The organism is Pontibacter silvestris, assembly GCF_020907275.1.
Taxonomy (GTDB): Bacteria; Bacteroidota; Bacteroidia; order Cytophagales; family Hymenobacteraceae; genus Pontibacter; species Pontibacter silvestris.
The window spans coordinates 51,822-76,820 of the sequence record NZ_JAJJWI010000008.1 but is presented as its reverse complement, the minus strand read 5'-3'; the positions used below and the strand labels follow the sequence as shown (position 1 = coordinate 76,820).

23 protein-coding genes are annotated in these 24,999 nt (G+C 43.7%); 8 read left to right on the top strand and 15 right to left on the bottom strand.

Annotated features, from left to right (window positions below; genetic code table 11):
• Positions 1–150: 150 nt before the first annotated feature.
• From LN995_RS09055 to LN995_RS09045, 3 genes are all read right to left on the bottom strand, one after another.
• Positions 151–918: a LytR/AlgR family response regulator transcription factor gene (locus LN995_RS09055; RefSeq protein ID WP_229960535.1), complete on the bottom strand. Its 768-nt coding sequence runs from the start codon at positions 916–918 to the stop codon at positions 151–153.
• The gene (locus tag LN995_RS09050; protein WP_229960533.1) at positions 918–2,024 is read right to left on the bottom strand and encodes a sensor histidine kinase; all 1,107 of its coding nucleotides are present in this window, start codon (positions 2,022–2,024) and stop codon (positions 918–920) included. The genes LN995_RS09055 and LN995_RS09050 overlap by 1 nt, the downstream gene beginning before the upstream one ends.
• A 146-nt stretch (positions 2,025–2,170) precedes the next feature.
• Entirely contained in the window at positions 2,171–2,866 is a 696-nt protein-coding gene (locus LN995_RS09045; protein ID WP_229960531.1) for a DUF2306 domain-containing protein, read from the bottom strand.
• Between the two features lie 530 nt (positions 2,867–3,396).
• Here LN995_RS09045 and LN995_RS09040 point away from each other — a divergent pair.
• Positions 3,397–3,900, top strand: a complete 504-nt coding sequence (locus LN995_RS09040) for a DUF4168 domain-containing protein (protein WP_229960530.1) — start codon at positions 3,397–3,399, stop codon at positions 3,898–3,900.
• 67 nt (positions 3,901–3,967) lie between these two features.
• On the opposite strand, the gene LN995_RS09035 is transcribed toward LN995_RS09040, so the two are convergent.
• From LN995_RS09035 to asnS, 4 genes are all read right to left on the bottom strand, one after another.
• Positions 3,968–5,503 (bottom strand): hypothetical protein, encoded by a 1,536-nt coding sequence (locus LN995_RS09035; RefSeq protein ID WP_229960527.1) that lies wholly within the window; start codon positions 5,501–5,503, stop codon positions 3,968–3,970.
• A gap of 135 nt (positions 5,504–5,638) precedes the next feature.
• On the bottom strand, positions 5,639–5,884 hold the full coding sequence (locus tag LN995_RS09030) for a hypothetical protein (protein WP_229960525.1): 246 nt from the start codon (positions 5,882–5,884) through the stop codon (positions 5,639–5,641).
• Positions 5,871–6,317, bottom strand: coding sequence for a hypothetical protein (locus LN995_RS09025; protein WP_229960523.1), 447 nt, complete (start codon positions 6,315–6,317; stop codon positions 5,871–5,873). Before LN995_RS09025 ends, LN995_RS09030 begins: the two co-directional genes overlap by 14 nt.
• A gap of 503 nt (positions 6,318–6,820) precedes the next feature.
• Positions 6,821–8,260, bottom strand: coding sequence for an asparagine--tRNA ligase (gene asnS / locus LN995_RS09020; protein ID WP_229960521.1), 1,440 nt, complete (start codon positions 8,258–8,260; stop codon positions 6,821–6,823).
• 276 nt (positions 8,261–8,536) lie between these two features.
• Here asnS and rpoN point away from each other — a divergent pair, with 276 nt between their 5' ends.
• The 3 genes from rpoN to LN995_RS09005 all read left to right on the top strand — a co-directional run bounded on the left by rpoN (position 8,537) and on the right by LN995_RS09005 (position 11,773).
• Complete coding sequence (gene rpoN, locus LN995_RS09015) at positions 8,537–9,988, top strand: RNA polymerase factor sigma-54 (RefSeq protein WP_229960520.1); 1,452 nt, start codon at positions 8,537–8,539, stop codon at positions 9,986–9,988.
• A gap of 121 nt (positions 9,989–10,109) precedes the next feature.
• Positions 10,110–11,093, top strand: coding sequence for a 3-dehydro-L-gulonate 2-dehydrogenase (yiaK, locus tag LN995_RS09010; RefSeq protein WP_229960518.1), 984 nt, complete (start codon positions 10,110–10,112; stop codon positions 11,091–11,093).
• Between the two features lie 62 nt (positions 11,094–11,155).
• Positions 11,156–11,773 carry a hypothetical protein gene (locus LN995_RS09005; protein WP_229960517.1) on the top strand — a complete coding sequence of 206 codons (618 nt, stop codon included), beginning with the start codon at positions 11,156–11,158 and terminating at the stop codon, positions 11,771–11,773.
• Positions 11,774–11,854: 81 nt separating this feature from the next.
• On the opposite strand, the gene LN995_RS09000 is transcribed toward LN995_RS09005, so the two are convergent.
• Entirely contained in the window at positions 11,855–12,508 is a 654-nt protein-coding gene (locus LN995_RS09000; protein WP_229960515.1) for an ABC transporter ATP-binding protein, read from the bottom strand.
• Positions 12,509–12,787: 279 nt separating this feature from the next.
• On the opposite strand from LN995_RS09000, the gene LN995_RS08995 reads away from it, so the two are divergent.
• Positions 12,788–13,384, top strand: coding sequence for a DUF4142 domain-containing protein (locus LN995_RS08995; protein ID WP_229960513.1), 597 nt, complete (start codon positions 12,788–12,790; stop codon positions 13,382–13,384).
• Positions 13,385–13,473: 89 nt separating this feature from the next.
• Entirely contained in the window at positions 13,474–14,046 is a 573-nt protein-coding gene (locus LN995_RS08990) for a DUF4142 domain-containing protein (RefSeq protein ID WP_229960511.1), read from the top strand.
• Between the two features lie 112 nt (positions 14,047–14,158).
• Here the strand turns inward: LN995_RS08990 and uvrA are convergent, their stop codons facing one another.
• From uvrA to LN995_RS08970, 4 genes are all read right to left on the bottom strand, one after another.
• Positions 14,159–17,092, bottom strand: coding sequence for an excinuclease ABC subunit UvrA (uvrA, locus tag LN995_RS08985; RefSeq protein WP_229960510.1), 2,934 nt, complete (start codon positions 17,090–17,092; stop codon positions 14,159–14,161).
• 141 nt (positions 17,093–17,233) lie between these two features.
• Positions 17,234–17,626 carry a DUF202 domain-containing protein gene (locus LN995_RS08980; protein ID WP_229960508.1) on the bottom strand — a complete coding sequence of 131 codons (393 nt, stop codon included), beginning with the start codon at positions 17,624–17,626 and terminating at the stop codon, positions 17,234–17,236.
• Between the two features lie 195 nt (positions 17,627–17,821).
• A complete protein-coding gene (locus LN995_RS08975; RefSeq protein WP_229960506.1) occupies positions 17,822–18,685 on the bottom strand; it encodes an LOG family protein in 864 nt (287 codons plus the stop codon).
• 143 nt (positions 18,686–18,828) lie between these two features.
• The gene (locus tag LN995_RS08970; protein ID WP_229960504.1) at positions 18,829–20,076 is read right to left on the bottom strand and encodes an ABC transporter permease; all 1,248 of its coding nucleotides are present in this window, start codon (positions 20,074–20,076) and stop codon (positions 18,829–18,831) included.
• A 195-nt stretch (positions 20,077–20,271) separates the two neighbouring features.
• Between LN995_RS08970 and queA the strand changes: the two genes are divergently transcribed.
• Both queA and LN995_RS08960 read left to right on the top strand, forming a co-directional pair.
• Complete coding sequence (gene queA, locus LN995_RS08965; protein WP_229960502.1) at positions 20,272–21,318, top strand: tRNA preQ1(34) S-adenosylmethionine ribosyltransferase-isomerase QueA; 1,047 nt, start codon at positions 20,272–20,274, stop codon at positions 21,316–21,318.
• 230 nt (positions 21,319–21,548) lie between these two features.
• A complete protein-coding gene (locus LN995_RS08960; protein ID WP_229960501.1) occupies positions 21,549–22,232 on the top strand; it encodes a 2-C-methyl-D-erythritol 4-phosphate cytidylyltransferase in 684 nt (227 codons plus the stop codon).
• Here the strand turns inward: LN995_RS08960 and LN995_RS08955 are convergent.
• From LN995_RS08955 to LN995_RS08945, 3 genes are all read right to left on the bottom strand, one after another.
• Positions 22,227–22,952, bottom strand: a complete 726-nt coding sequence (locus LN995_RS08955; RefSeq protein WP_229960500.1) for an ABC transporter ATP-binding protein — start codon at positions 22,950–22,952, stop codon at positions 22,227–22,229. The two genes, LN995_RS08960 and LN995_RS08955, sit on opposite strands and share 6 nt — an antisense overlap.
• Positions 22,953–23,038: 86 nt before the next feature.
• Entirely contained in the window at positions 23,039–23,260 is a 222-nt protein-coding gene (locus LN995_RS08950) for a DUF2795 domain-containing protein (RefSeq protein WP_025608825.1), read from the bottom strand.
• 279 nt (positions 23,261–23,539) lie between these two features.
• Positions 23,540–24,853, bottom strand: a complete 1,314-nt coding sequence (locus tag LN995_RS08945; protein ID WP_229960498.1) for a DUF349 domain-containing protein — start codon at positions 24,851–24,853, stop codon at positions 23,540–23,542.
• Between the last annotated feature and the right edge of the window lie 146 nt (positions 24,854–24,999).

The window sequence follows — 24,999 nt, the reverse complement described above, 5'->3', positions numbered from 1 at the left end:
CAACAACTCCTGGCCCTCCTTCTCTGAGGGGCAGGAGTTGTTGGAAAACATTTGTTGTAAGTTCATTCTGTCACTATAAAAAAGCAACCGAACTTTAGCTCTATCTCTTGTTTTGGGGGTAGGAGACCCTCGATAAAAGAAAAGAGGCTGTTACTTATCCAGCCAAGCCTTAAATGCCTGCACTTTCTCACGGCTCACTACCACCTCTTCCTTTGAAGCCTGTCGTAGCTCCAGCTTTAAGCGGCTGTTCGACCAGGCCACAATATCTTTGATGGCTTTAAGGCTAACTAAATAACCGCGGTTCACGCGGAAGAAGTACTGCGGGTTTACCAATTGCTCCAGCTGTTCCAGTGTGTAGTCGATGGCGAAACGCTTGCCTGAGCTGCAATGCAGGAAAGTGGCCTTCTCGAAGCTATAGAAATAATCTACGTTCTCCATCGGAATCATGTGCAGGTGCTCGCCTACTTTCACGACGAAGCGGCTTTTATAGTTTTTGCTGCCGTTTAGCAGTTGCATGGCCTGCTCCAAAGCCCCCAGTTGCGGTGCGGTGGCAGTAGTTTGCCTGTTCAGTTTCCTGAACTTTTCCAGTGCTGCCTGTAGCTCTTCCTCATCTATAGGCTTGAGCAGGTAGTCGATGCTGTTTACCTTGAAGGCTTTGATGGCATAAGCATCGTAGGCAGTGGTGAAGATAACAGGCACCTCCACGGGCACCTGCTCAAAAATTTCAAAACTCAACCCGTCGGCCAGCTGGATGTCCATGAAGATAAGGTCGAGCTGGGGGTTTAGCCTGAGTATTTCTATGGTTTTTCGAACGGAGGGTGCTGTGGCTACTACATTGGCTGTGCTTTCGAGCTGAAGCAGCAACTTAGCTAGTCGGTCGGCTGCCAGTTTTTCGTCTTCAATAATAAATATCCGCATTATTCTTTAAAGTATAAAAGAGGCAGTTTTACTACAAAATCCTGCGCTGTGGCTTGTATCTGCATTTTTTTGCTGGTGAGGTAAGTGTAACGGGACTGGATATTCGGGAGACCCACACCTGTAGATTCCTCCCGGATACGTTTCTCCTGTAGGTTATTCTGTACCACGAGGTAATCATCATCTAGGTATAAATGCACCCGCAGTGGCTCTTCTTCCAGGGCTATGTTGTGTTTTATAGCATTCTCCAGCAGCATTTGCAAAGCCAGGGGCACGATCATCAGGTTCGGTTCCAGCGGGATATCATTCTGTACCTGAAGGGCCTCTGCATGACGAATCTTCTGCAGGTAGATATAGGAGTTCAGGAAATGCAACTCCTCCAGCAGCGGCACAACTTCTTTCTGTCGGCTGTCGAGCACATAGCGGTATACTTCCGATAACTTACGGATAAACTTAACAGCCTGCTTCTGGTCCGTCTCCACCAGGCTGGTAAGCACATTCAGGCTGTTGAACAGAAAATGCGGGTTCACCTGTGCCTTCAGGGATTCATACTGCGAGGCTATGCTTGCTTTCTCCAGCTGTTCGGCGTTAATGGCTGTTTGCCGCCAGCTTTGCAGAAAGTGCAAGCTATGAAAGCACAGCGATATAATAAAAGTAATAGTAATAGGAGGAGCCAGCACACTTAACCAGTTTAATCTGATGAACTCCTGTAGTGTGTAACCTTTATAGCTGAGAAAAGCAACATTAACGAACACCACAATAACCACCGTGAGCAGTACCGTAGCCATGATGCTAATCACAAAGCGCTTGCCAGGGTTCTCAAGCCAAGGATATCGCTTCGCCAGAAAAGGTACAAGCACACTGGTATTTCCCTTCCAGATGAGCACAAAAATAGAATAGGAAAACAGGAACCTATAAAGCGCCTCCGGGGCAGATAACTTAAAACACTCCTGGCAACCAAGAGCAAAGGCCCCAATGGCAGCCAAAACCCAGCCCAGCAACTCACGGAAAGTTGCCTTCATTTTCTCTGAAGAAGTTTTTAGTTCAGGGCTTACAGGTGTAGCCTGTGCTGACGCAGCGGCTACGGGTTTCTCTTTTAACAATGTCATTCTGTAGTATAGAAGCAAATATAAGTAAAAGAGCCTTTATATGTTAGGTGCTGGATTTTAAGACTTACAGGTAATGGCAATTAAAGGTGCTTGTAATGTGACAGAAGGAAAAGGAGATGTTTAAAGCACTTGGGGTCTAACATCAACTAAATGGGCGTTACTAATTCCTCAGTATTCGTGCTCTTTCTGGCTTTCAGTTTATACTTTGTGATGAAAAAGCTGATGACGGCAGAGCCTATAACAGTTGGCCCAAGCCATGCCACCACGGGCGGAAGCACCGCGTTGTTGACTACCAGGAAAGCTGTAAAAGCCGCTATATTGCCTGCCACCATGCGTGCGATGTGGTCGTAGAGCCAGAAGTTCATATCAGCTGGCGCCTGGGTGTACTTGCGGATATCCTTTGCTACTAAAAGCAGTGCTATACTACCGAAAACCACAGAAATAACATTGCTATTGCCAAAGCTACTACTTGTACTACCTGTTAATCCAGAATAAACAAAATATGCAGCAAATGCAGCCATTGTAAGCGAAATAAGCCAGTCCAACTGCTGTGGCTTCTGTCCTTTTGTTAAGTCCTTCAGGTACAGTACCCGATAACCAGAGCTGACAAGGTAGGCGCTAAAAATCCCGATGATGAGCAGAAAGGAGCTATGGTGGTTTGGAAGCACTGCCATAGAAACAGCCGTGACACTCACCAGCATCATAGCATAAAAGAAAACTTTTCCTGTAAAGCGATGCTGTTTGCCTCCTTTCCTGTTTGCCATTGATACAGGCCCGGAAATTAAACTTATAGTTCCTGCCGTAATGTGGAGGATAAGAAGTACTGTAAATAAAGTTTCCATGGCTGTTTTGGTTTTCTGTTTGTTGTGTACCAAAGATGCAAAGGCCTTTTGCTACCCTAAAGTATAAGTGGATGAACTGTAGAATAAGGCGGATGAACTGTTCTATACCTGCAGCCACAGATTATTCGCGTTTAGCCAGCAATGCTTGTGTTTGTGTACTCGGTTCGAGCGGTGGCGGAGGTATTCTCTTTTAAGTGGCAAACTATACCGCAATAAAGAGAAAATTCCTGTAGATGTCCTTTCCATAGTCGCTTTTGTTGATGTTCGACTTAAAGGTGCGCTAATAAACAGTGGTTTAAAACTTAAACAGTATGAACTCTCAAGTGAGGTGGATGAACTATAGCTATAAGAATAACTACAGAAGTTATAAATGTAAAATTATAGCTGTTGTACTTGACTATTATAGTATAGTTAAGGCTAAACCTGTTATTTCACAACTATTTAGTTTTCCTAAAGTATAGAGAAAATGACAATGGTTTAAAGGCTGTCAGAAGCTGGTTTTCAATTTAAAATTAAAACATCTGAATTTCATGAAAATCTTAAATAAACTTAAAGGAGCAGCTGTTGCTGCATTTATATTTGGCTCTGTATCGTTTGGGAGCAGTGCCTTTGCTCAAACAACACCACCGGCACAACAACAACAACAACAACAGGTTAAAACAGACTTTTCAGAAGCTGAGTTGAAGCAATTTGCTGAGGCTAATACCCGTCTTATGGACATTCAAAAGGAAACTGAGAAAAAAATGCTTTCTGTTCTGGAAGAAGAGAATCTGAGTGTGGAGAAATTTAATGAGATGGCGCAGGCACATCAGCAGCAGAAACTAACTGAGGTGGAAGCTACTCCTGAACAAATGGCAGCGTTCAATAAAGCAGCTCAGCGCATAATGGAAATGCAGCCAACAATGCAACAAGATGTAGAAACTGCTATTAAAAAGGATGGCATGAGTCTGGAACAGTACGAGCAGATTATGCTGGCTTATCAGCAAAGCCCTGCCGTGCAGGAGAAGGTTAACAAATTAATGATACAGCAGTAAAAGAAACGATTAACAAACAAAAAGCCCCGTAAATCTTGCGGGGCTTTTTGTTTGTTAAGAGCTAAACTTATTCTTGGGAGTTCTGTGAGAACTCTAATATTCGGAAGGTTTTGGATTTTCTGTCGTAGTAACCGTAGTGTAACTTGTTACCATAACGGTACACAGTTTTGTAATCCGGCTCTGACTTCAGCTCTTGTTCATAAGCTTCTACTTTATCCTGCAGTAAGGTTGGTTTTTCTATATTAGCCTTTGCTAATGTTTTGCTGTCTAACACAGCCCTGAAATAAGTGCTAACACCTGGGCCGGTTGGTTGGCCATAGCCGCCTCTGTACGGGTCATAGAAATACCTGCTGTAGTATGGTGAGTCCAGGTAAAAGCTTGATATATTATAAGCTGGTGTCCATCGGCCTGGGATCATGTATAAACCACGTGAGGTACGAACGTAACGGTCAGGTGTGTGCACCATACGTGACATATCACGGCTTTGATTGCTGCCTCTTGGTGGCTGATAAGAACCTATGGTTAACTGAAGCGTACTATCGGTAAGCGCATCTACAGTAATAGCCGGAATACCATTGTCAAGGTTCTTCATCACTTTAGAAGTTTCTTCTATTGTTTTACTGTCTGATGAGAACAATGCTTTAGCTCCTCTCTGGTACACAGGTGTTGCTTTGATGGTAATTTCCTCGTTCCCACCATACTTATATTCTTGAACCAGTTGTAAGGTGTTGAAGTCATAAGCTGTAAGGCCTACTTCTTCTTTTTTCAGCGTTACACGAAAGAGTGTGTTATTGTACAGGAACGAGTTAAAGCTAGGCTCACCTTTTTGCTCAATAACGGGTAGCTTTCTATACTCAGAGCTTCCAGAGTTCCAGTCAAGCGTTAATATCTCCGTAGTTACTTTGTTACGCTCACCTTTCAGGTAATAACCATCAAAAATCATATGTATTTTATCGCCGCGGGTATATATTTTGCTGCGGTAATGCCCTGTAAACACCGTTTGATCCAAGTCAGGGTGTACGTATACCATACTACTTTCACGGTCATAGCGCTCACGGGTACGTGGCATAACTGCCTCGAAAGACTGTCGGTCAAAGTGTGCCGGATCATACTCAGAGTCACGGAACAGGTGCAGGTTGCTCTTCTTGTCCGAGTAAAGCATGTAAAAGTGATTGGAGTCTCCGAAACCACCTACAAAATATTCTCCCCGGCCAAGAGGCAACTCAATGTCCTGTACAAATCGGAAAGCTCCTGTTTCCTTGTTTATCGCAAAAGGACGTACATATTCACGGCGACCACTTGTATGGCGGCTGTAGAAAATAAATTCATCCTCTGTTATACGGTTGCCCATAATCTCAGGCACCTCATTATTACGATATGGGATTTCCTGCGAAGAAACAACCTCTCCGCCAGAAGAAAGCAGGTTAAAATATAGTTTGCCATTCTGATAGACGTAAACACACACATTGCCACTGCTATCTGCCACTGTTACCAGGTCTTCAGCATTGCGCATGGGTAAATCTAAATTAGCAAACTCTTTCTGAGCAGTAGCCACATTGGCAAATAGCCCCAGAAAGAGCAAGGTTAGAAATAATCTATGCATAGAATTAAAAGCTTGAATTATATGCTTATAACGTGCAAATTTCTAGCCAAAGTATGTGTAAAAATGACGCATTATGCTTAAAACTTATCCTAATTCTGAAGATGTGTTGATCTGCTGTTATTCCTGTCCAAGGCATTAAAATTGCATGACCTTTATTTGCTTATCTTTCTTATCTAGAAAGATATAAAAAGTATTATTCATGTTCAGGAATATTGTCGTGGGGCTTGCTTTTGTATTTTGCAGATGTAGCAGTTCTACATAATTTTCAACCATATCCTGCTTTCTGGAACTGATATAACCCTGTGCTTTATCCAGTGTGGTGGCATTCAGGCAAGCCTTAAAAAGACCTGTTCCATTGCCATAAGCACTAAAGCCGCCCATGCGCATCAAAGTGGTAGGTACAGTTACTGAGCCACGAGGTGTAGAGAATGTGCCACCACCCGTAGGCATCATAAGTCTCAAGCTTTAGCTCTTTTGAGCTTACCGGAAACTTAAGCAGTTTGTTTTGCAGCAGATAGCTGTTATATTCAGTTGCTGCTTTTGGGAAATAGAATGTTTGGTACGATGCCTGTTCTGCCTGTAGGTTAAGGTTAACAATATGAGTAAAAGTAAAGGTGGCCGCTTTAGGATTATACGGAAAAGCATCAAAACGTAAAAGACAATTGTTATTTGTCTTATAAACCTTCTTCTTATAGTGTCCGGCAAATATGCTCTTCCCTGACTTATGGCCCATATGAACCCAATCATCAACTTTAGCAAAATAATGATTCAGGTTGGGAAAGTCTAAGGTCAGGTCATCTATAGCCTGAAGCATTTGTTAGGTCCTATTCTCTTTTTGGAAGAAGATCAGGTATAAGAGGTTATCTTCTACAAAGCGTGTAACATACTTATTGCCTTGCTCTACAGTCAGTGCCATATATAGGTAGCACGTTAACTGCACCAGTTGCTTTATCTACATACAACCAGAGGAATAAGGGAGCTGCTACCTCTGCTTGTGTGGTGATATAAAATTTTCTGCAGATGTAGTTATTCCTCATATATTCGGTATAACAGGTGGGGAAGGGGTCTGATATACTGTTACTTCTCCGGTAGGGAAATAAGAGAAAATTTACAGTTGTTACAGAAAGCTTTAAATCTGAGCCTCTATTTGTGCATGTTGCACTTGAGCAAGGCTTAAGTGTGTCAATAGTAGGAAGAAAAAGAGAAGAATATAAAGTTTGTGCATGAAACAGGAATAATGGTAATATAGAAGTATCAGTACCAAAGAAACCCGGCCATACCTGACCGGGCTTCTTTGGTGTATATGTAAAATTGATATTAAAACTCTGCGTTCTTTGGAGTACGAGGGAAAGGGATTACATCGCGGATGTTACCCATACCTGTTACAAACTGCACTACGCGCTCAAAGCCAAGACCGAAACCAGCATGCGGACAGCCTCCGAAGCGGCGAGTATCCAGGAACCACCACATATCCTCTGGCTCAATACCGAAAGCTTTCATGCGCTCTACCAGCACATCCATACGCTCCTCACGCTGTGAACCACCCACAATCTCGCCAATGCCCGGAGCCAGAATATCCATGGCGGCAACGGTTTTGCCGTCGTCGTTCAGGCGCATGTAAAACGCTTTAATATCCTTCGGATAGTCTGTTACTATTACCGGCTTTTTAAAGTGCTTCTCCACCAGGTAACGCTCGTGTTCGCTTTGCAGGTCTATACCCCACTTTACGTCGTACTGGAACTTCTTCTTTTTATAGTGGTTAGAGTTCAGCAAAATATCTATTGCCTCTGTGTAAGTGATGCGCTCAAACTGATTACTTATTACAAACTCCAGTTTTTCAATCAAGCCCATTTCCTGTCGTTCATTCTGCGGCTTCTGCTTGTCCTCCTCGGCCTGTCGCTGTGCCAGGAACTCAAGGTCTTCCCTATTATTTTCTATAGCATGGTTGATGATGTAGCGGATAAATTCCTCTGCCAGGTCTGCATTCATCTTAAGGTCATAAAAAGCCATTTCAGGCTCAATCATCCAGAACTCCGCCAGGTGACGTGTGGTGTTGGAGTTCTCGGCACGGAACGTAGGCCCGAAAGTATAAATATCGCTGAAAGCCATGGCTGCCACTTCGCCCTCCATCTGTCCGGAAACAGTCAGGTTGGTAGAACGGCCGAAGAAGTCTTCCTCAAAGTTGATTTTACCTTCTTCTGTGCGAGGCAGGTTGTCCAGGTCCAGCGTAGTTACACGAAACATCTCACCGGCACCCTCAGCATCCGAAGCCGTAACGATAGGTGTGTGCATATATACGAAGCCGTGCTCATTAAAGAACTTATGCACTGCAAAAGCCAGTGCGTTACGCACTCTGAACACTGCGCCGAAGGTATTGGTACGGAAACGCAGGTGCGCTATTTCCCGCAGAAACTCCAGCGAGTGTGCTTTTTTTTGCAGCGGATATGTTTCAGGGTCGGCTTTACCCAACACCTCAATGGTATTAGCATGAACTTCATATGCCTGGCCTTTCCCCTGCGACTGTACCAGCTCCCCAGTTATAGCCACGCTGGCACCAGTGGTTACATCTTTTAGTGCTTCCTCGCTAAACCTTTCTGCATCGGCTACAACCTGTAAGTTATTTATAATAGAACCGTCATTTACGGCAATAAAATTAACAAACTTGTTACCGCGCTTTGTGCGCACCCAGCCTTTCAGCAAAACCTCTTTGCCTAGTTCAGCACCCGTTAGCAGATCTTTTACTTTTATACGTTGCATGTATGATAGTTAATATATCCCAACTGTTCTTTAAAGTGTAAAGCATCTCTAAAGCGCAAAGTTAAAGCTGTAAAGCAAACATCTAAAGTAATGTATACCAATGGCTTTAATATTATCGCTTTTTTCAGCCTGTTTTGAAAGATGCCTTTGTGCCGGCATTCTCATGGTTTCATAAAATCCCCCAAAGTAACGATATTTTAACCTTTTTTGTAAATGAGAGTAAAATTATTCTAAATTTGGAGGTGCGCAAAGCCGCACTTATTTTTCTATTTAATTATGCAGCGACTCGACTTACGACAACTTTTATCTCAGAAGCTATCGCCGCAGCAGATACAATTTATCAAGCTGCTGCAGATACCTACTGTTGAGTTAGAAGCGCGCATTAAAGAAGAAATGGAAATTAACCCCGCCCTGGAAGAAGGGCGTGAGGAGCCGGAGACAGACCCCTTTTCCGATAATGATGATTATGAGGGGGAGGATGATTATAACAGCAAGGATGATGATGTTGACCTGAACGAATACCTGCACGATGATGAGATAAGTGGTTATAAGATGCAGGGCGACCGTGGTGGTGACGATGAAGAAGACCGGGAGATGCCCATTGCCATGACGACCTCGCTTACTGATGCCCTGTTAGATCAGCTGGGTTTCCTGAGTCTCGACGATAAGCAGTATTCTATAGGAATGCAGCTAATTGGCAGCATCGATAGCGATGGGTATATCCGTCGTGAACTGAGTTCTATTGTAAACGACTTGGCTTTCTCACAGAACATAGAGACTAATGAGGATGAAGTAGAGCAGGTGCTGCACATGATTCAGACATTTGACCCTGCCGGTATTGCTGCCCGCGATTTGCCAGAGTGCCTTTTGCTACAGTTGCACCGCCGGGAACAGGATGCGATCACTACGCTGGCCGAGAACATTATTGAAGATGCTTTTGATGAGTTCACTAAAAAGCACTACCAGAAAATCCAGTCTAAATTTGGTGTATCAGAAGATGAGTTGAAGAAGGCCATTGACCTTATTGTAAAGCTGAACCCCAAACCAGGTGGTTCCGGCTCAGGCACCACACGGGTGCAGTACATCATCCCGGATTTTATCCTGACAAATGAGAACGGTCAGCTGCAATTGTCACTGAATTCGCGTAATGCCCCCGATTTGCGTATCAGCCGTTCTTATGCCGATATGTTTGATGCTTATGATAAGTCAGACAAAAAGGATAAGAAACTAAAAGAGACGGTAACTTTTGTAAAGCAGAAGCTGGATGCCGCCAAATGGTTTATAGATGCTATTCGCCAGCGCCAGAACACACTGCTGCGTACTATGGAGGCTATTATCAAATACCAGCACGATTTCTTTTTAGAAGGAGATGAAAGTAAGCTGCGGCCAATGATCCTGAAAGATATTGCTGAAGAGATTGGCATGGATATTAGTACCGTAAGCCGCGTAGCAAACAGTAAGGCGGTGCAGACAGAGTTTGGTATTTATCCGCTTAAGTATTTCTTCTCGGAAGGTATTGCCACTGACTCTGGCGAGGATGCCAGTAGCCGTGAAGTAAAACATATCCTAAAAGAGATCATCGACAAAGAAAACAAGCGTAAGCCGCTATCTGACGAAAAGATAGAGAAGCTTCTGAACGATAAAGGCTATAACATTGCCCGGCGTACGGTGGCTAAATACCGGGAGCAGCTAAACATACCAGTAGCCCGCCTTAGAAAGGAGCTGTAGCATGCCTTTAATGCTGCTTATGATTCTCCTGCTTTTATACTGCATTGGTTTATAACAAAAATAGCCTTGTACTGGTACGTGTTATCAGGTTTGTAAGACTGTTAGCTAATGAGCATAAAATATGAGAGTATCATTTGAGGAGTTAAAAGCACAGTTAAAGAAAGTGCTGCTAAAGTTAGAATTCAGCGAAGACAGAGCAGAGCTTTGTGCCCATATATTTGCTGAGAACAGCAGAGACGGCGTTTATTCTCATGGGTTGAATCGTTTCCCTGCCTTTGTGCAACTCGTAAAAGACGGCAAAGTTAACATACAGGCAACACCAGAGAAAGTAGGAGCGAATGGTGCAACAGAGCAGTGGGATGGTCATTTGGCACCGGGCATGTATACAGCCTCTCTTGCTATGCAACGCGCAATAGCCTTAGCTAAGAAACATGGTCTTGGCTGTGTCGCTGTTAAGAATACCAACCACTGGATGCGTGGCGGAACTTACGGCTGGTTGGCTGCTAGTGCAGGTTGCATTGGTGTCTGTGCAACAAACTCTATAGCCAATATGCCACCGTGGGGCGGCAAGGAACCTCGCCTGGGTAATAATCCTTTAGTTATTGCTGTTCCGCGTAAAGAAGGGCATGTAGTGCTGGATATGGCCATGTCGCAGTTTTCTTATGGTAAGCTACAGGAGTATGATCTTGAAGGCAAAGAACTTCCTGTTGTAGGGGGCTATGATGAGAACGGACAGCCATCTACTGATCCTGCCAAGATAAGAGAAACGGAAAGGGTAGTACCTATAGGCTTCTGGAAAGGTTCAGGTTTATCGCTTATGCTGGATGTGCTGGTAGCTTCGCTAAGCGGAGGACGTACAGTAGCCGAAATAACTGCTGATGGTAAAGAGGCTGGCGTATCTCAGTTCTTTCTCTGTATTGATGCGGCTAATTTAGATGAAGCCATCAGTGAAAGAATCATTAAGTACACTAAGAGCAGCAAGGCTTCAGGTGAAAACGGAGAGGTTCGCTACCCAGGTGAAGGTACACTGGCTTCAAGGCTTGAAAACGAAAAAGAAGGAATACCTGTAAATGAAGAAATCTGGCAGCAGGTCGTAAATCTATAACTAAAATGTTTGCTGTTTAGCATCAGCCAATTTATCTTAATTCACTTATTAGAACTACTGCTTTGAATCGCTCTATTGCGCAGTTGCTGTCGGTGCTGTTTCACCCGTTACTGATACCAACATACCTTTTTGCCTTTATCATGTATTATTTGCCTGTGTCTGCGCTTACCTTGCCGTTACGTAGCCGCTGGATAGTGTTGGGGATGATTTTCTTTACCACGTTTATTATTCCTGGTATGGGTGCTTATGTAATGGTGCGTGCCGGGCAACTCGATTCTGTGGAAATGGACAGGAGGGAACAGCGTAGTCTGCCTTTGCTGTTTACTACTGTCTGCTATGCTGTTACCTCTTATTTGCTATACCGCGAGCCTGCATTTGATGCTATATTTTACTTTGTGATGGCTGTTATTGCTGTTGCAGTATTCCTGACCTACCTGATTTCTCTTTTCTGGAAGATAAGTGCACATGGGGTCGGGATTGGTGGTGGCTTAGGTTTTTTGCTTATACTGAACAGGCTGGTGCCAGAGGCATCTTTAGCAATGCCTATAGCGGTTGCTATAGTACTGGCAGGGGCTGTGCTGTCGGCAAGGCTGGCCTTGCATGCTCATACTCCCGACCAGGTATATGCAGGCTTTAGTTGTGGGGTAGCACTGGCTTTTTCCGCAGGCATGTTTTTGTAGGCTGCTTAATTGTATATCCATAAAAAAGTGTGGTGCCGTTGTATCTTCAACAGTGCCACACTTTTAAGCCTTTTAACTTCTTTAGAAAGAATACCCGACAGAAAGAACGAGCTGTGGCAATGGCGTTATCATTACTGCTGAACTCTCGTCAGATGTTAAAACATAGCCAATAATATTATTAGTTATCAATTCTCTGGCACCTTTAGAATAAGCATATTTTACTCTGCCACCTAATAAACCGGAAATCTCCATAGTCAGATGATTTCCCATCTGGAATTGCCCTCCAACCTGATAGCTGAGATCCATTGCGTTTTGATATAGGCGCCCAACATACCGCCTGTCAGGGGCGTCTTCAGATAGGTCGAACACTCCCTCTTCGAATTTTATAAACCGATAACCAAATACAGGCCCGTGATAAAAGCCAAATGGCGTATCATGCTTCTTAGAAGTATAGTGGCGTTGGCTGGAGAACATACCAACCCCGAATACATTCTCTCCTTTTGGTGCCCATACATCTCTTGTGTAACTTTTATAGATGTAGCTCATCCCAAACTCATTAGTAACCCGTGAGGTGCGTTGTTTCTCATATGAGGCGGTAATTTCACCAATCCTTAAAGGATGTATCTTAATAACATGGCTATGTGCTGTATTTATTTCATCTGGCCCATCGAAGGGCTCTTCCGTCTGTGCCAGAACTGTAGTGAGTGGTAACAGCAAAAGAAAAGCTAGAATCATCTGCCTTAAGAGCTTTCTTTCTTGTTTCATGAAGTTAGACTTAAATGTAACTGGGGTAATGCTTGAATCAGCCATATGATACTGTAAATGGTAATGAGTAATTGTATTTATCTTTTATTGTTAGTGGTCTAAATAGAAAAGCAATGTCGTAGAAAAATTTAATATATAATTAGGATGGCTTGTAAAATGAATTGAAGGACTTTATATAACTCAAAAAAATGCACAACGTATAAGGAATTTATTATTTGTAATATTGATTTAACATCGAACTATAAAACTATGAAAAAAATTGCATCAACAGCACTAGTAGCGTGTGCTTTTTTATTTGGAGTAGCTTCATGTAATCAACAGCAGGGTGCTGTAGATGAAGCACAAGAAACTAATGAGCAGGAGTTTGAAGATACCTCTATGGAGGAGCAGAAAGCTAGCCAATCTGATTTCATGACGCAGGCAGCTAGCAGTAATATGCTGGAGATACAAGCCGGGCAACTGGCGCAGGAGAAAGGGCAGTCGCAACAAGTAAAAGGCTTCGGACAGATGATGGTGACTGATCACGAAAAGGCGACAGATCAATTAAAATCTCTTGCCTCCCAGAAGAGCATTACATTACCAGATAGCATGAGCCAGGATCATAAAGATAAATTGCAGAGCCTTCGTGACAAAACAGGTTCTGATTTTGACCAGTCTTTTATGGACTTGATGGTAAACTCGCATCAGGAAGCTGTAAACCTTTTTGATAATGCGGCTAGTGATTTGGAAGATCCTGATGTGAAGAGCTTTGCTTCTTCTACACTGCCAACATTGCGTCAGCATCTTGATCAGGCGAATCAGATTAAAGATTCAATGAGTAATAATAGCACGGCAAGTAACCAATAACATTTGCACCAGTAAAGGTGATTAGATATCTTTAAAGCATCTGCGAGTTTTACACTTGCAGGTGCTTTTGTAATTTAAACAAATATTATATGATAAAGACTCTACTTGTAAGAGGTGCCGTTGTAGCCATTTTACTCTTTAGCACAGCATGTAGCACAGACGATAGCATAAGTCTGGCAACCGAGGAAAGCGTACAGCGCTTTGAGGAAGCTGGCCTGCGGGATATGAAAAATGATGCTTTATTTGCCGCTGAGGCTACCAGTGCCAGTATGCTACAGGTACAATTGGCAGAATTGGCTTCAACAAAGGCTGTTAGTCCTGAGGTAAAAGCACTGGGGCGTCAGTTGGAGCAAGATCATCAGCGGGTGCTGGAAGATTTAAGGAATATGGCAAACCAGAGCAGCTTTGTATTGCCAGACTCTTTAGGTTCAGCTCATCAGGAGGTGTACAATGAGGTGTATGCAAAGTCAGGTATAGAATTCGATTTGTCTTACATTAAACAAACTGTAGATCAGCATGAAGATCTTGTTAAGCGTTATCAAGACATGGCAGATAACGCAAAGGCGCTGGAGGTGCAGCAGTTTGCCTCTAAACAGCTGCCTCTGCTAAGGAGCCGTCTACAGCGTGCTGAAACACTTGAAGATAGAGTCTCTGATATTTAGAGCAGAAGTTTGCCAGGTAACCTTTTAGAACCGCATTTTAAACTGATACAGTAATAAAGAAAGAAAAAGAGGCTGCTATCATAATAGCAGCCTCTTTTTCTTTCTTTATTACTTAACCTTCCTGTTGTGGTGTGCCATCTGCTCCATTTTCGCGGTAATGGCTGCTTTGTAGTTCTTCTTTCAGGAATCGGGCTGTGTAGCCTTTGGCAGCTTTTACTACCTCTTCTGGTGTGCCAGAGGCTACAATAGTTCCTCCTGCTTCACCACCTTCTGGGCCTATATCAATAACATGATCTGCTACTTTAATCAGGTCCAGGTTGTGCTCAATAATAAGTACTGTGTTGCCTTTGTCAGTAAGCTTATGCAGTACGTCTGTCAGGTGCTCAATATCCTGGAAGTGCAGACCTGTGGTTGGCTCATCCAGGATGTATAGTGTCTGGCCTGTATCTTTCTTCGACAATTCTGTAGCTAACTTTACACGTTGTGCTTCGCCTCCTGACAACGTGGTGGCTTGCTGCCCGAGTGTAATGTAACCTAAGCCAACTTCGTTTAATGTTTTAATTTTACGAAGAATGCGTGGCTGGTTCTCAAAAAACTCTACAGCACTTTCTACAGTCATGTCCAGCACATCGGTAATGCTCTTGCCCTTGTAGCGTACTTCCAGTGTTTCACGGTTATAGCGTTTGCCGCGGCATACCTCACATGGTACGTACACATCTGGCAGAAAATTCATCTCAATTGTTCGCATACCAGCTCCCTCGCAGGCTTCGCAGCGCCCGCCTTTCACATTAAAAGAGAAACGGCCAGGCGAATAACCTCTGATTTTCGCCTCGGGGAGTTGTGCAAACAGGCTTCGAATCTCAGTAAAAACACCTGTATAAGTAGCAGGGTTGGAGCGAGGCGTTCGCCCAATCGGTGACTGATCTACTTCAATTACTTTATCAATGTGCTCCAGCCCTTCAATGCTTTTATATGGTAGTGGCTCACGCTTGGCCCTGAAGAAGTGTGTGTTCAGGATAGGATACAATGTATCGTGAATGAGCGACGATTTACCACTGCCTGATACTCCCGTCACACAAATCATTTTGCCTAATGGCAGTTCTAGTGTTACATTTTTCAGGTTATGGCCTGTAGCACCAATAAGCTTCAGTAATTGGCCTGTTCCAGGGCGCTTTACACGAGGAACCTCAATACCTCTGCGGTTGCTCAGGAAGTCGGCTGTAGTTGTGCCTGCCTTTGTCATTTCTTCCGGAGTGCCAGCAGTTACTACCTGGCCGCCATGTATACCAGCACCAGGACCGATATCAACCACATAGTCAGCCTGAAGAATCATGTCTTTGTCGTGTTCTACTACTATAATAGAGTTGCCTAAGTCGCGAAGGTCTTTCAGCGCATTAATCAGTCGCTCGTTATCGCGCTGGTGCAGACCAATACTAGGCTCATCCATAATATAAAGCACGCCAACCAACTGCGTGCCAATCTGCGTAGCTAGGCGGATGCGCTGGCTTTCGCCTCCCGATAAGGTGCGTACCGGGCGGTGCAGGCTCAGGTAGTCGAGGCCAACATCCAGTAAGAAGCCAATACGTTTGCGGATCTCTTTCAGCAGTTCGCGGGCAATTATGTTTTGCCGCTCACTTAGCCGCTCTTCCAGGTTTTCAAACCAGGCATAAAGCTTATTGATATCCAGTACCGATAACTCACCTATGTTCTTGCCATCAATTTTAAAGTGCAGCGATTCTTTTTTAAGCCGATAACCGTTACACTCAGGGCAGGTGGTGGTTTGGGTAAAGTCTTCTACCCACGAGCGGATATTATCAGACTCAGACTCCATCTGGTTTTTCAGGAAATGGATGATCCCTTCAAACTCAATTATATAATCACCTTTCTTGGTTTTTACTTCCAGTTCCTCTTCCAAGCCATATAGCAGTACCTTTACCAGGTCTTCCGGCAGGTCTTTGATAGGTGTGGCAACAGAAGCCTTGAAATGCTTAAACAATGCTTCTATTTGCTTAAAAACCCAGATGTCGCGGTACTCGCCCAGCGGTGCTATACCACCACGACGGATACTAAGGTCCTTATCTGGTATAACAGATTCTTCAGTTATCTCCTGTATTTCGCCCAAACCGTTACAAACAGGGCAGGCACCATAAGGAGAGTTGAAGGAGAAAGAGTTAGGAGCCGGATCGTCGTAAGCAATACCGGTGGCAGGGTCCATGAGGTGGCGAGAGAAGAAGTGTGTCTTGTCTGTATCCACATCAAGAATAAGAACAGTGCCTTTACCGTGAGTTAGAGCATTTTGTATGGAGCTGGACAAACGGTAACGGTCTTCTTCTTTTACCACTATCTTATCGATTACTATTTCGATGTCGTGGATCTTGTAGCGGTCTACCTGCATTTTAGGTGCAATCTCTACCAGTTCACCATCTACTCGGGCACGTATAAAGCCCATTTTGCGAATCTGTTGAAACAGCTCACGATAATGTCCTTTTCGCCCTTTTACCACAGGTGCAAGCACTACAATACGCTTGCCGTCGAAATTCTCCAGGATGTGGTTTACGATCTGGTCATCGCTCTGGCGAACCATTTTGTCACCACTCACATAGCTGTAAGCATCGGAGGTGCGTGCCCAAAGCAGGCGCATAAAATCGTAGATTTCGGTAATGGTACCTACTGTAGAGCGAGGGTTACGGCTGGTCGTCTTTTGCTCAATAGAGATAACTGGCGAAAGCCCTTCAATTTTATCTACATCGGGTCTTTCCAAACCACCCATAAAGCTGCGGGCGTAGGCAGAGAAAGTTTCCATATAACGTCTCTGGCCTTCAGCATAAATAGTATCGAAAGCAAGAGACGATTTACCTGAGCCACTAATGCCAGTAAACACTACCAGCTTGTAGCGCGGCAGCTTCAGGTTTATATTTTTTAAGTTATGTTCGCGGGCTCCGTAAACCTCAATTTGCTGTGCCTCGCCATCCAGTGCTGGCGGGTTAATTGATGCTTCGGGTGCAGTGCCCGTAGTTGTTATATGTTGCTCTTGATTGAAAGCCATTCAGGATGCGTTGATTTTAAATAGCAAAGGTACACAATTGCCAGCGTTTTGCAGATGCAAAACCCCAACCCATCTTAACAGAAATGAGCAGCAATTGGTTTAGGCAAAGCAGCAATTGTTGCAGCATTGAAGGACTTTGTACTACTGTTGGCTGGAGGCCTCCTCTTCCTGTGCTGCTACTTCGGCTAGAACAGGACTGGTAGGAGTATAAATATTTGCGTAGCGGGACACCTGGCTTTTTTTCTTAGAAAACCTATAGTAGCCAAAGCATGCAATAACCAGACCCAGAGGAATGGCTATAACTCCTATACCAATGTAAAAAGGGTCATTATCAAAAACTTTAATAAAGGTTAATCCAGCTAATACCATAGCTGTGGCTGTGCGCATATAAGCTAAAAGGGTTCGTTCATTAGCCATTTTGGTACGCTCCATTGCCAGGCTGTCGCGTATTTCCAGGTTCTGCCTTTTCTTTACCCTAAGCTCTTGTTCTATTTTCTTCTTTGCTCTTTTAGTTAGCATTGTCCTTAAACCCATAGCGGTTTATACGGTAGCCTATGGTAAAGGGATAGCTTAAGTAAAGGTATAGAATGTACAGAGAGAAATGTAAAAACATTTACTAGAGGCTGCCTGCGTTATCTTTTAGATTTAGATAAACTACGCCTAAACCATTCCGCATAAAAAAGCAGGCCCCGGTGAAGAGCCTGCTTTGGAAAAGTACAACTGTAGGTATCAAAAGTTTGGAGACAGTAGGTATTTGCTGTAAAAATCGTCAATAATTTTAACGGCTTCAGAAGCATCATCCACAATGTGTACCAGATCTAAGTCTTCCGAGCTGATGTTATTTTCCATGTTCAGCATTACATCTTCGATCCACTTAAACAGACCCTCCCAGTAAGAGCGGCCTACCAGCACAATCGGGAATGCTCCAATCTTTTTAGTCTGGATAAGGGTTATAGCCTCAAACAGCTCGTCTAAAGTACCAAAGCCACCAGGCATACCTATAAAACCCTGCGCATACTTAACGAACATAACTTTGCGCACAAAGAAATAATCGAAGTTGATAAGTTTATCAGAGTCTATGTAAATGTTGTTAAACTGTTCGAAAGGTAACTGAATGTTTAAGCCTACCGACTTACCGCCTTCTGAGTGAGCCCCTTTGTTACCGGCTTCCATGATGCCGGGGCCACCACCTGTAATAACGCCATAGCCGTGGCGTACCAGCTTGGCTGCAATTTCTTCGGCCATTTGGTAGTACTTATGCGTCTGCTTTGTACGGGCCGATCCAAATATAGACACACATGGGCCTATTTTGGATAGTTTCTCAAATCCTTCCACAAACTCCGACATCACTTTAAATATCTGCCAGGAGTCGGCAACCCTTATTTCGTTCCAGTCTTTGTCTACAAAAGCCTGGCGTATTTTTTTTTCTTCTTCCGAAGCAGGGGCTGCTGTAGAATGGCCTGCTTCGCGCAGGTCAGTAATTGATTTTGCTTTATTGTTATTTACGTTGGGGTTAACAATAGTTTGTCCGCTACCGGTGTTTACGGTTTCTTCGTGCAGACCAGTTTTACTTGTTTTTCTAAGCTTTGTCATAATTCATCTTCATCTTCTGCAGGAGCCTATTCTCCTGATGCGCCAGTCAGGTTGGCGCGCATCATCTCATAATTTGTTTGGTGCTTTTCAGGCAGCACAGTGGGGAGGTGCTACAAGTAAAGCGCTTTGGGTGTAATGTATGTTTATTTAGAGCGTATAGCAACTACTGGGTCTAAATTAGATGCTAGTACAGCCGGTATAATACCGGACAGCATTCCTATCACAGCCGATACGCCAAGGCCAAGGGTTATGTTGCCTAAAGAAAGCGATACCTTCATAATGTCTTGTGGTATAACTGTGAGCAGAAACACCAGCAAAAGGCCAATACCCCCACCTATCAGGCTGAGAAACACAGACTCAAACAAGAACTGAAACAGTATGAAAAAGTTTTTGGCGCCTAAAGACTTCTGAATGCCAATGATGTTTGTACGCTCTTTAACAGACACAAACATGATATTGGCAATCCCAAAACCACCTACTAGAATGGCAAAGCCTCCGATAACCCAGCCAGCCATACCTATTACTTCAAAAAAGCCAGATACTGCTTCTGTCGCCATCTCTGGCCGGTTCATAGCAAAGCTGTCTTCATCGCGGGGGCGTAGGCCCCGTATAGTGCGCATGTGGCCTCTCAACTCATACTCCAGTTCCATTAGCCCTGGGTCATCGTCGCGGCCTTTAGCAATAATGGAAGAACCTATGCCATTAGGGCCAGTATCAAACATCTTACTGAAGCTACCATAGGGTATAATAGCCATCTGGTCTAAGTTAGGCATCCCAAACATATTTTCGCCTTGTTTCTCTATGAGGCCTATTATAGTAAACTTTTGCCCGGCAACTTTTAGCTCCTGCCCAATAGGGCTACCATAAGGATACAGTGTTTCGGCGGCTTCATCACCAATAATCATTACGTTTCGGGCTGCATCTATCTCCTGAGGTGCAAAATACCGACCTTCTATAATCGGAATATCCGAAACTTTATTGTACTCATAAGTCACCCCCATCAGTGTTGCATTAGAGTAGCTATTGTTGCCGTGCTTAAATACGTTGTTGCTTCGCTGCGATGTAATAGCCAGGCCAGCATCATTAGCCAGCCTGCGGTCTAACAGTCGAAACTCACGTATAGTGGGCTCCGGGCGTTGGAAATATTTCCACCAGGGAGTGCCGGGGCCAAAGCTCCATGGCCATTTCTGTACATAAATTACCTTGTCGCCGATAAAGCTCATGCTCTCACGCACATTACGCTCCAGAGAGTCTACCAGTGTGAAAACAGAAATAATGGCGAATATACCAATTGTTACACCCAGCAAAGACAGCACCGTTCGTAGAACATTAGACGACAGGGCTTGCCATGCGAAACGGAAACTTTCTGCTATCAAGCGCAGGTATATCATAGCTTTATCAGGTTGTGTTATTCTAATGTAAGAAGTTATTTGTTAAAAGTAAGAATATTTCGGGCAATCTTAAGTAAATTTGCGGCTCGTATTTTTGTTTTTGACGAGTTGATTCTAGTGAACCTCTAAAGCAGGTTTGTCTGTTGTTGCTCTAAAGGTACTTTACAAGACGTTAAATACCGTAATATTTAATTTATGAAATTATCAGAATTTAAGTTTGATCTCCCAGCAGATCTTTTGGCTACACACCCAACTGAAAACCGCGATGAGTCTCGCATGATGGTTGTACACCGTGATAGTGGAAAGATTGAGCACCGCATCTTTAAAGACATTCTGGAATACTTTAACGATGGCGATATAATGGTTGTAAACGATACAAAAGTGTTCCCGGCGCGTTTGTACGGCAATAAAGAAAAAACAGGGGCTAAAATAGAAGTATTCCTGCTGCGAGAGCTGAACAAAGACATTCACCTGTGGGACGTGCTGGTTGATCCGGCCCGTAAGATACGTGTAGGTAACAAGCTGTACTTTGGCGAAAGTGATTTAGTTGCTGAGGTAATCGATAATACTACTTCCCGTGGTCGTACAATTAAGTTCTTGTTCGATGGCCCGGATGAGGAATTCTACAAAACTATCAATGACCTGGGAGAAACACCTCTTCCTAAGTACATTAAACGAGAGGCAGAGCCAGAAGACAGAGAGCGTTATCAAACAGTTTATGCCAAAAATATAGGCGCTGTGGCTGCTCCAACGGCTGGTTTGCATTTCACCAAAGAGGTATTGAAGCGTTTAGAGATCAAAGGGATTGATATGGCTCCGATTACGCTGCATGTTGGTTTAGGAACATTCCGCCCGGTAGATGTAGAAGACCTGACAAAGCATAAAATGGACTCTGAAAACTTCATGGTGCCATCTGAAACTGCTGAGATGGTTAACAGAGCACTGGATAATAAGAAACGTGTATGCTCTATTGGTACCACTACCATGCGTGCGCTGGAGTCTTCTGTGTCTGCTAATAGCCGTCTTAAGCCAAATGAAGGCTGGACAGATCGTTTTATTTTCCCTCCGTACGACTTTAAAATAGCTAACAGCCTAGTTACAAACTTCCACATGCCAGAAAGCACGCTGTTGATGATGGCTGCTAGCTTTGGAGGTTATGAACTGATTATGGAAGCGTATGAGACTGCGGTTAAAGAAAAGTATCGTTTCTTTAGCTACGGCGATGTAATGTTGATTATCTAATCAGTAGTTAGAAATATTATCAGTTAATGCCCCGACCATAAAGGCCGGGGCATTTTTCTTTACAGCAGTGCTACTGGGGGCGATTTTAAGCAACAGCTTGAATAGGGGCAGAAAGCAGTCTATTGCGCAAATTGATGTGCTTTCTTATAATTCGTTACCTTTGCGAAGTACAATATAAGTAGCTTGGCATAGACATCATCTTAAATAAAGCTTGTGCTGTTACTAAAATAATGGAGAACAAACTTCCGGAATACGCTATTATAGTAGCTGGTGGCTCTGGTAGCCGCATGCAGCGCGACATGCCAAAGCAGTTTATTGAGCTGGCGGATAAGCCTATCCTGATGCATACTATAGAGAGATTCTATAAGTACAATAATGAGGTTCGGCTGATAGTAGTGCTTCCTGAGCAGCAGCTAGATACCTGGCGAAGCTTGTGCAGGAAGCATAAATTTGAGCCATTTCATATGGTGGTGGCAGGAGGTGCTACACGTTTTTGCTCTGTAAGAAATGGCTTAGAAATGGTGCAGGGGGAGGCGCTGGTAGCTGTGCATGATGGCGTGCGCCCTTTTGTGGAGCTGGAAACTATTAAGGAAGCTTATAATACTGCTGCCGGACATGGCAGTGCAGTGGTAGCTGTTTCCCCAAAAGACTCTATCCGGGAGCTTACACAGGAGGGGAGCAAAGCCGTGCCGCGTGTAAATTATAAACTGGTGCAAACGCCTCAGTGTTTTAGGGCGAGCCTGTTGCGTAAAGCTTATGAGCAGCCTGAAGAAGAACATTTTACCGATGATGCCTCAGTAGTAGAGCAATTGGGAGAGAAAGTAGTGTTAGTAGAGGGAAGTTACCGAAATATTAAAATTACAACTCCGGAAGACCTGTTGCTGGCAGAAGCTTTCATCAAAGAGACACTATAGCACTGGTTGCCGCCCTGCTTCTAAAAACTCCTGGTTCTGCTGTACTGTTTCAGGGGTTATAGGTTCTAAAGAGGGAGCAGGCTTAGACAAATTAAGTAGATACCCCTGCACAGACAGCAGGTTATGGAGGTCGTGTGTTATACAAAGGACTGTTTTACCCTGCAGCTGCACCCAACCTTGTAAAAGCTGGAACACCTGGTTCTTGTAATATACGTCCAGCTGCTGTGTTGGCTCGTCCAACATACACACGTTGGCGTCCTGAAGCATCAGTTGCGCTAACCACACCAACTGCTGTTCTCCTCCCGATAAAGTGGTAAAGTCGTTCTCCAACAGGTGTGAGAGCTGTAACTGTTCTACTATACTGGCTGCTAGTTTGTAGTCTTCTGCTCCGTAATTCTCAAAAAAGCGTTTTTTTCGGAACAACCCCATTACCACCAGGTCATGAACTTTGATGGGGAAAGTGACAGTGTTTTTTTGCGGGAGGTAAGTAACAATACCTTCCGCTGCGGGTTTGGTGATAGCCTTAATGTTCTGCCCCTGCACCATAACATTGCCCTGGTAAGGAACCTTTTGTTGAAAAGCTTTGAACAGAGTTGTCTTGCCAGCTCCGTTATGACCAATAATAGCTACAAAAGCTGGAGCAGGTACAGAAAAAGAAAGGTTGCGAATTAAGACGCGCTGTCCGTAACCCGCAACCAGATTTTTTACTTCGACGATCAAGTTCTAGCTATGATTATGAATTAAAGATTATGAGTTATAAGTGAGCTTAAACAAGGCTATTTATAATTCTTAATTCACAATTATTCTTAGTACTCATCTTCGTTAAACATGAAATCCTCTTTAGTAGGATAGTCAGGCCAGATTTCTTCGATGTTCTCGTAAGGCTGACCATCATCTTCAAGGGCCTGTAGGTTTTCCACTACTTCCATTGGGGCACCCGAACGAATAGAAAAGTCAATTAACTCGTCTTTAGTTGCTGGCCAAGGTGCGTCCTCTAGATATGATGCTAATTCTAGTGTCCAGTACATATTATTCTCTCCTTAACTTAATGGCTAAAAAAAATTGGTTTGCAAAAGTATAAATAAAAATAACAACAAAAATTTTTAGCTAATATTTATTGCTTTTTTGTCTGTTTTTACCAAGACAACGCAAATAAAAAACAAATGTTCAAAAACGCGCAAAAATATTTGCGGTATTTTCGGCTCCTGCAATAAGTGTTTGAGTACAAATATATACTAACAAAAATAGCGCCTGTTTATACTGGAACAGGCGCTATTTAGCTATATTCTCACGTGTAAGCTATGCTTTTATTTGCTGATGGTACTGAGCTGGCTATTAAACAGTTCTATCAGCTCTTGCTTTGTGTTGATCTTGCGGTTGAAGTTACGGATCTTACCATTCAGCATATTGCGGAAAGCATCGTTGGCCGGTGCATCGCTTAGTTTGCCTAAATTAGACTCCAGCACTTCCAGTTCCTGCTTGTCAGACTTTATGAAATCTTTTAAAGCATTGATGCGTGCATGCAGACCGTCTGTTTCACTTTGCTTCTCACCTGAGGCTTGCTGGCGCTTTCGTATGTAGTGCTCCAGGCTGCTCATTTCAAAAATCTTGTCGCAAGCTTTAATAAAACGCTCCCAAATATTATCTGACACACTTGGGTGAACAGGCCCTGCTTTTTTCCACTCTGCCTGTAACTCTTTGGCTCTCCTGATGGCTTCGCCTAAGTTACTTTTCTGTAGCAGTTGCTCAGCCTCGCTTACAAGAGCCTTCTTCTTCTCGTAATTAACTTCATAGTACTGTTCTCTCGATTCAGCTTTCTCTTTATTTATTTTGTTCTTGAGGCGGTCAAAGAAGTGATTGTGCGCACGCCTGAAGTCAGTCCAGAACTTAGTGGTTACTTTTCGTGGTAAAGTGCCTCCCACCTCTTTCCATTGGTTCTGGAGGTCCTTAAGCTTTGCTGTGGTTCCTTCCCAGTCATCAGAGTTCTGTAAAGCGACAGATTTGGCAATAAGTTCTTTGTATCTTTCGTAAGCGCGGTTCTGCATTCGCTTCTTATCTTCAAAGAAGTTCTTTTTACGCTCAAAAAATACTTCAACAGCTGCTTTGAAGCGTTCTTCAATCTCCTCTGTTAACTCTTTTTCTACAGGCCCGGTTTTTATCCAGGTAGTACGAAGCTCTTTAAGCTGGTCAGTTGTTTCCTGCCACTCGATGCTGTCTTGCAGCGCTTCAGCTTGCTGAATAAGATTGATCTTAGTGTTAAGGTTCTTCTCTCTGTTCTGCTTTATAGTTTCATTAATTTCTTCTTCGGCCTTGCTAAGGGTGTGGTAGATCTTGTCAAAATCTCCGAGGGCGTCGTAGCTGGCAACCTGCTCCTTCATGTGCAGTACTTTCATCAGGAAGGATCCCTTATTGTCTGAGGTTGCGATACGCTCCAGCAGGTTGTTTACCTTGTCCTGAAACATTTCGAAACGCTTGGCAAAGTAGACCATTGAATCATCTTCAGACTCTTTTACCTCGCCCACCTGCCTTGCCGGATAGCTCATGAATGATTTTAGCCACACTTGCTGCTCCTGAATAAAGCCATACTTTTTGGCTTCTTCCAATAGATCGTTGTTTTCCATTTAATGGATAGGGTTTTGCGTAGAAAAAAAGGTAAGGCGACAAATTATACTGACCTTAGCATACGCAAGTTTATCTGCAGCGTTTGCAGTGTGTCAGCCAGCTACAACAGGTATAGTGGCAAACGAATAAACATGGTGCTAAAACA